Genomic DNA, 6,886 nt, shown 5'->3' on the forward strand with positions numbered 1-6,886 from the left:
GCGCTCTTGGCGTGATCGGATCCCTTGCGGTCCGGCCGGTTGTGTGCGTACGTCCGTACGGGCCCGGAGCCCGGTGGCGGACGGGGTCAGACGGGCGGCCAGGGGATCGAGGGCCACTCCCCGGAGGGTCGGGGGTGCTCCCCGGTCCGCAGCAGGTCCGCCACCCGGCCCCGTACGGCGTCCAGCTCGACCGGTGTGATCAGTTCCGCCAGTCGGGTGGCGAGGGGCGCTCCCTCGGCCAGCAGGGCGGTCAGGGAGGCGAGCACCGCGCGGGCCTCGTCGGTGAGCGGCTCCCCCGCCCAGCCCCAGAGCAGGGTGCGCAGCTTGTCCTCGGTGTGGAAGCTCACGCCGTGGTCGATCCCGTAGAGCCGGCCGTCGGGGGCGGGCAGCAGGTGGCCGCCCTTGCGGTCGCCGTTGTTGATCACGGCGTCGAGGACGGCGAGGCGGCGCAGCCGGGGGTCGTCGGCGTGCACGAGGAGGGCGGTGCGGCCCTCGCCGACGTCGGCGAGGGCGACGGGCTTCCAGCCCTCCCCCGCTTCCTCGCCGTCGACCAGCGCGAGCAGGTTCGCCCCGGCCGGGCCCTCGGCCCGCGCGGCGTCGGCGTCGGCGTCCTCGGCATCGGCGTCCTCGGCGGGCTCCGCGGCCTCGATCCAGTGCTGGACCATGCCCTCGCCGTACGGCCCGTCGCGCAGCACGGTCGCCGGTACCAGGCCCCAGCCGGTGGCCTCGGAGACCAGGAAGGCGGCGCGCTCGCGCTGGGCGAGGTTGCCGTCGGGGAAGTCCCACAGCGGCCGCTCGCCCTTGACGGGCTTGTAGACGCAGTCCACGCTCACCCCGTCGTGGGTCACGGTGCACAGCAGGACGGCGTTGGACGCCTCGCGGATCCGCCCCCGGACGGTCAGCTCACCGCGCGCGAGCACGTCGAGGAGCGCCTCGGTCCGCTGCTCGCGCCCCTGCTCCTGCCGGTCGTCCGGCCGGTTCTCCCCTGTCACGTCGTCCCCCATCGCGCTCACGCCCCGCGCCGGTAACCGTTCTGCCGCGGACAGACGTGCCCCTCGGGGTCCAGGGGCAGGCTGCACAGCGGGCACGGCGGGCGTCCCGCGTTGACCACGTCGAGGGCCCGCTTGGCGAAGGCGCGGGCCTGCGCCCCGGAGAGCCGCACCCGCAGCATGGGCGGGCCGTTCTCCTCGTCCTGGAGCAGCCGCTCCTCCGCCTCGGCGAGGTCCTCGTCCGAGTCCGCGTCGAGTTCCACCAGGGCCTGCGCCTCGACGATCATGCGCTGTTCCTCGCCGTCCCAGGCCAAGGCCATGGTGCCGACGCGGAACTCCTCCTCGACGGGTACGTCGAGGGGGGCCGTGTCCGCCGCCTCGGCGGAGGCCACGGCGGGTACCGGGGCATTGCCCCCGGTGCGCCGCACGACTTCGTCCAGCAGCTCGTCCATCCGCTCCGCGAGCGCCGCGACCTGGGTCTTCTCCAGGGACACGCTGGTCACGCGGGGGCCGGTGGAAGCCTGGAGGAAGAAGGTCCGACGTCCGGGCAGGCCGACCGTGCCGGCCACGAAGCGGTCCGGCGGGTCGTAGAGGAACACCTGACGGGGCACGTCCAGTCTCCGGTTTCTCTGCGGCAGGGGGAGGTCTGCGCACGTGTGTCTGTGCTGATGTATCGGGGCCAGTCCACCCTACTGCGCCGTTCGATCACGCAGCGCCCGCGCCGCCCCCCACGACGGCGTTCCCGCCGTCTTCGGCGCCTTTGTCCGCGCCCTGCGGCGCCCCCTCCCCGGCGGGATCCGGCGCGGGCCGGGCGCCGAGCCCGCCGAACTCCCCGGTGTCGCCGAGCCGCAGCAGGAACGGGCGGGTCGGCGTGTAGCGGATCGCGGTGATCGAACACGGGTCGACGTGGATGCGTTGGAAGAGGTCGAGGTGCATCCCGAGGGCGTCGGCGACGAGCGACTTGATGATGTCGCCGTGGGAACACATCAGGTACGCGGCGTCGGAGCCGTGCTCCTCGTCGATGCGCGCGTTCCACTCGCGGACGGCGTCCACGGCGCGCGCCTGCATGGCGCGCATGGACTCGCCGCCGGGGAACGCGGCGGCCGACGGGTGCTGCTGGACGATCCGCATCAGGGGGTCGTCGGACAGTTCGGAGAGCTTGCGTCCGGACCAGTCGCCGTAGTGGCACTCGCCGATCCGCTCGTCCGGGTGCAGCGGCAGCTCCGGCCGGGCGGCGAGCAGCGGCGCGAGGGTCTGGCGGCAGCGCTCCAGCGGGCTGGTGACGGCGGCGGCGAGCGGCAGGTCCGCGAGGCGGCCGGGCAGCGCGGCGGCCTGTTCGGCGCCGCGCTCGTCCAGCTCGACGCCGGGGGTCCATCCGGCGAGCAGCCCTGCGGTGTTGGCGGTGGACCGCCCGTGTCGTACGAGGATCAGCGTGGCCATGCGGACAGGGTAAGCGGTCGGCGTGGTGTGCGGCCGGGGCCGGGTCAGGGAAGAATGCCCCGGGTGATTGTGGACTGCGCGATTTACCGGGACGGCCGCCGTACCGAAGGACCCGAGGACTTCTCGGACGCCCTGGCCGAGGCCAGGGCCGCCGGCGACGCCTTCCTGTGGGTCGGCATGCACGAGCCGTCGGCGAAGGAGTTCGAGCACGTCAGCCGGGAGTTCGGACTGCACGCGCTGGCCGTCGAGGACGCCCTCACGGCGCACCAGCGGCCGAAGTTGGAGGTCTACGACGACTCGCTCTTCGTCGTCCTCAAGCCGGTCCTGTACGACGACGCCACGGACACGGTGACCACGGGCGAGCTGATGGTCTTCATCGGCGACTCGTTCGTCGTGACGGTGCGGCACGGCGAGGGGGCGGCGCTGACCACCGTGCGGCGCCGGCTGGAACAGGAACCGGACGTGCTCAAGCACGGGCCCACCGCGGTGCTGTACGCGGTGGCCGACGCGGTGGTGGACCACTACATCGACGTGGCGGCGGAGCTCCAGGCGGACCTGGAGGAGCTGGAGGCCGAGGTGTTCTCGCCGAACCCCTCGGACGCGAAGAACACGGCGGCGCGGATCTACGGCTTCAAGCGGCAGGTGCTGGAGTTCCGGCGGGCGACCAGCCCGCTGCTCCAGCCGATGGACCGGCTGGCCTCGGGGAGCGTGCCCTTCGTGCACGACCACTCGCGGCCCTTCTTCCGGGACGTCTCGGACCACCTGACGAAGGCGAACGAGTACATCGAGGGCCTGGACCGGCTGCTCTCGGACGCGCTGGCGGCGCACCTGGCGCAGATGGGCGTCCGGCAGAACGACGACATGCGCAAGATCTCGGCGTGGGCGGCGATGGCGGCGGTGCCCACGATGGTCGCGGGGATCTACGGGATGAACTTCGAGCACATGCCGGAGCTGACGCACGCGTGGGGCTATCCGGGCGTGTTGATCGTGATGGCGCTGCTGTGCGTGGGCCTGCACCGCATGTTCAAGCGGCGGGGCTGGCTGTAGGGACCACGACCTGGTGGGTCCGGCCCGCACCGGGGCCGCTGCCGGTGCCGAGGGCGTCGCGGTGCTCCGGCATCCGCAGGTCCACCATGCGGTGCCAGCCCGCGAAGCGCTCGTAGGCGTGGACGGAGCGGATCCCGGCGGCGAGCGCGGCGGACTTGGCCGCGGGCCAGCGCAGCAGGCGGCCCATGTGGGCCATCACGGCGAGGCTGACGTCGCGGTAGACGGTGATCTCGGCCAGGGCGCTCTGCCGCAGCACCCGCTGGATCGTGCGTCCGTGGCCGGCGGCGGCCAGGCGCAGGAGTTCCTCGTGGCAGTAGGCGAGGTGGTTGTCCTCGTCGGCGCTGATCATGCGCACGGCCCGGCCGATCTCGGGGTGGTCGCCGAAGTGGCGCACGAGCAGCCCCATCTGGTCGGCGGCGCGCTGTTCGGTGACCCGGCTGTGGGCGAGGTAGACGACGATGTCGCGCTCGGTCAGCGGTTCGGCGCGGCGCAGCTTCTCGTGGGCGAGCCCGATGCCGAGCCGCTCCAGCTTCATCGTGTAGTCGGTGTCGGCCGGGACGGTGACGGCGTGCAGTCCCCGGTGGCGCAGCAGGGCGTGGAAGATCCGCCCGTGCTTGTCCTCGTCGGCGCCGTGCCGCACGATCCGGGGCGCGAGGGTGCGCATGCCGTCGGGCACCAGCGCCGCGATCCGCGCGTTCTCCCACCCGCCCTGGGACTCCCCGCTGGCGGCGATGGAACAGAACAGCTGGAAGGAGTCGTCGTGTTCGAGGATCTCCCGGAACAGGCTGCGGGCAGAGAGCATGGGACGGAACACCTCCGGGGAAGCGGGACTTCACTCAAGTCCCGATCCCGGGTGCGGGCAACCGTAGGTAGCCCGAAGGGGTAGCCCCGGGGGCGTAACCCACCGGGCCCCCGGCGCGTTGTTCGCTGTGTCGGCCGTGGCGGGGAAGACCCCCCGAGCCCCCACCACGGCCGCAGACTTCCTCCCGGCCCCCGGCCCCGGCGCGCTAGGCGATTCCGGCCCGCTCCAGGGCCTCGGTGCCGGCGCGCAGGGCGGTGAGCCGCTCGTCCAGGGTGAAGCCGGCCGGGGCCAGCGTCAGGGTGGTGACCCCGGCCTCGGCGTAGGCCGTCATCTTGTCCGCGATCCGCTCCACGGAGCCGAGCAGGGTGGTCGAGTCGATCAGCGAGTGCGGGATCGCGGCGGCCGCGCCCGTCTTGTCGCCGGCCAGGTACTTGTCCTGGATCTCGACGGCTTCCTTCTCGTAGCCCATGCGCTGGGCGAGCTGGTTGTAGAAGTTCTGCTTGCGGCTGCCCATGCCGCCGACGTACAGGGCGGTGTAGGGGCGGAACATGTCGGCGAGGGCGTTCACGTCGTCGCCCACGGCGAGCGGGACCGTCGGACAGACGTCGAAGCCGTCCATGGTCAGCCCGGCCTTCTCGCGGCCCGCCCGGATGTGGGTGAGGGCGGTGGCCTCCAGGTGCTCGGCGGCCGGGAAGATGAGCAGGGCGCCGTCGGCGATCTCGCCGGTCTGCTCCAGGTTCTTGGGGCCGATGGCCGCGATGTAGAGCGGGATGTGCTCGCGGGTGGGGTGCACGGTGAGCTTGAGCGGCTTGCCGGGGCCGCCGGGCAGCGGCAGGGTCCAGTGCTCGCCGTCGTGCGTGAGGCGCTCGCGGCTCATGGCCTTGCGGACGATCTCGACGTACTCGCGGGTGCGGGCCAGCGGCTTGTCGAACTTCACGCCGTACCAGCCCTCGGAGACCTGCGGGCCGGAGACGCCGAGGCCGAGGCGGAAGCGTCCGCCGGAGAGGGAGTCCAAGGTGGCGGCGGTCATCGCGGTCATCGCGGGCTGACGGGCCGGGATCTGGAGGATCGCGGAGCCGATGTCGATGCGCTCGGTCTGGGCGGCGACCCAGGCCAGGACGGTCGGGGCGTCGGAGCCGTAGGCCTCGGCGGCCCAGCACACGTCGTAGCCGAGGCGGTCCGCCTCCCTGGCGACGGCCAGGTTGTCGGCGTCCATGCCCGCGCCCCAGTAGCCGAGATTGATGCCGAGCCGCATGTCGTCCCCTTTAAGCCGGTACACGTCTGTACTGATGAGTAACGTCGCTGTCCCCGGGACTCTAGCGCGCCGGGCCACCATCCGTCAGTGCCTGCGGCGTCCCGCAGTACGCTCAGCGCTCATGGAGCAGAGGCATCTCGGCCGCACCGGCCTGCGCGTGTCCCGGATCGGCCTCGGCACCCTGACGTGGGGCCGCTCGGCCGGGGGCCAGAACGAGGAGGTGGCCGCCGAGCAGCTGAAGGCCTTCTGGGAGGCGGGCGGCACCCTCGTCGACACCGCCGACGTGTACGGGGACGGCGAGGCGGAGTACCTGCTGGGGCGCCTGTTGGACGGGCTGGTGCCGCGCCGGGACCTGGTGATCGCCACCAAGGCGGGCGGGGTGGCGGATCCGGACCGCCGCTTCGACTGCTCGCGCGGACACCTGCTGGCGGCGCTGGACGACTCGCTGGCGCGCCTGGGCACCGACCACGTCGACCTCTGGCAGGTCCACGCCTTCGATCCCTGGACCCCGTTGGAGGAGACGCTGCACGCGCTGGACCTCGCGGTCAGCAGCGGGCGGGCGCGGTACGTGGGGGTGTCGAACTTCTCCGGCTGGCAGTTGGCGAAGGCGGCGACGTGGCAGCGGGCCGCGCCGGGCGTCAGGACGCCGCTGGCCTGCACCCAAATGGAGTACTCGCTGCTCCAGCGGGGCCTGGAACGGGAGGTGCTGCCCGCGGCGCTGGACCTGGGCGTCGGCCTGCTGCCCTCGTCCCCGCTGGGGCGCGGGGTACTGACCGGCAAGTACCGGGAGGGGGTTCCCGCGGACTCCCGGGGAGCCTCGGAGACCCTGGCCGCCTTCGTGGAACCCTACTTGGACGACGCCGCGAGCCGGATCGTGGACGCGGTGGCGACGGCGGCGCACGGGCTGGCCGTGACCCCGCTCCAGGTGGCCCTGGCGTGGATCCGCGACCGCCCGGGGGTCGTGGCCCCGATCGTGGGGGCCCGTACCCCGGCCCAGCTCGCGGCGGCCCTGTCGGTGGAGGCCCTTAGTCTTCCGGAGGAGATCTGCCGCGCGCTGGACGACGTCTCGGCGCCCGTGCACCGCTATCCCGATCCTGACTGGAGCACGCTGTGAGTACGGACCGCACGGACCCGCCGACCGAACCGGTGGCGCAGGCCCCCGCCGACGCGGAGGTCGACGCCGGACCGGAAGCGGAGGCCGGGGCGGAAGCCGACGCGGATTCCGGCGCGGCCGCGGAGGCGGACGGGACCGCGGACGACGGCGCGCGCTCCGGCGCGGGCGACGACGGCGACGCCGGAGCCGCGGACGCGGCCGCGGAGCCCGCCGCGGACGCGGAGCCGGCGGCCGACGGC

The 6,886-nt window shown here is 73.4% G+C and carries 7 protein-coding genes and 1 pseudogene; 3 read left to right on the forward strand and 5 right to left on the reverse strand.

Features of this window, described 5'->3' with window-relative positions; genetic code table 11:
* Positions 1 to 86: 86 nt before the first annotated feature.
* The 3 genes from ACFWAR_RS33940 to ACFWAR_RS33950 all read right to left on the reverse strand — a co-directional run bounded on the left by ACFWAR_RS33940 (position 87) and on the right by ACFWAR_RS33950 (position 2,429).
* Positions 87 to 1,046 carry an SCO1664 family protein gene (locus ACFWAR_RS33940; protein WP_385785776.1) on the reverse strand — a complete coding sequence of 320 codons (960 nt, stop codon included), beginning with the start codon at positions 1,044 to 1,046 and terminating at the stop codon, positions 87 to 89.
* Complete coding sequence (locus ACFWAR_RS33945; RefSeq protein WP_385785759.1) at positions 1,010 to 1,600, reverse strand: DUF3090 domain-containing protein; 591 nt, start codon at positions 1,598 to 1,600, stop codon at positions 1,010 to 1,012. The genes ACFWAR_RS33940 and ACFWAR_RS33945 overlap by 37 nt, the downstream gene beginning before the upstream one ends.
* Before the next feature lie 94 nt (positions 1,601 to 1,694).
* The gene (locus ACFWAR_RS33950) at positions 1,695 to 2,429 is read right to left on the reverse strand and encodes a histidine phosphatase family protein (RefSeq protein ID WP_385785762.1); all 735 of its coding nucleotides are present in this window, start codon (positions 2,427 to 2,429) and stop codon (positions 1,695 to 1,697) included.
* Positions 2,430 to 2,483: 54 nt separating this feature from the next.
* Here ACFWAR_RS33950 and corA point away from each other — a divergent pair, with 54 nt between their 5' ends.
* A complete protein-coding gene (corA, locus tag ACFWAR_RS33955) occupies positions 2,484 to 3,476 on the forward strand; it encodes a magnesium/cobalt transporter CorA (RefSeq protein ID WP_385785765.1) in 993 nt (330 codons plus the stop codon).
* Here corA and ACFWAR_RS33960 read toward each other — a convergent pair.
* Positions 3,454 to 4,278: a ferritin-like domain-containing protein gene (locus ACFWAR_RS33960; protein WP_385785767.1), complete on the reverse strand. Its 825-nt coding sequence runs from the start codon at positions 4,276 to 4,278 to the stop codon at positions 3,454 to 3,456. The genes corA and ACFWAR_RS33960 overlap by 23 nt on opposite strands.
* 205 nt (positions 4,279 to 4,483) lie before the next feature.
* Positions 4,484 to 5,533 carry an LLM class F420-dependent oxidoreductase gene (locus ACFWAR_RS33965; RefSeq protein WP_385785770.1) on the reverse strand — a complete coding sequence of 350 codons (1,050 nt, stop codon included), beginning with the start codon at positions 5,531 to 5,533 and terminating at the stop codon, positions 4,484 to 4,486.
* A 121-nt stretch (positions 5,534 to 5,654) separates the two neighbouring features.
* Between ACFWAR_RS33965 and ACFWAR_RS33970 the strand changes: the two genes are divergently transcribed.
* Positions 5,655 to 6,647, forward strand: coding sequence for an aldo/keto reductase (locus tag ACFWAR_RS33970; RefSeq protein ID WP_385785773.1), 993 nt, complete (start codon positions 5,655 to 5,657; stop codon positions 6,645 to 6,647).
* A pseudogene (locus tag ACFWAR_RS33975) lies at positions 6,644 to 6,886 on the forward strand (hypothetical protein); the annotation flags it as partial. The gene ACFWAR_RS33970 and the pseudogene ACFWAR_RS33975, both read left to right, overlap by 4 nt.

This window comes from Streptomyces sp. NPDC059917 (genome assembly GCF_042730635.1).
GTDB lineage: Bacteria > Actinomycetota > Actinomycetes > Streptomycetales > Streptomycetaceae > Streptomyces.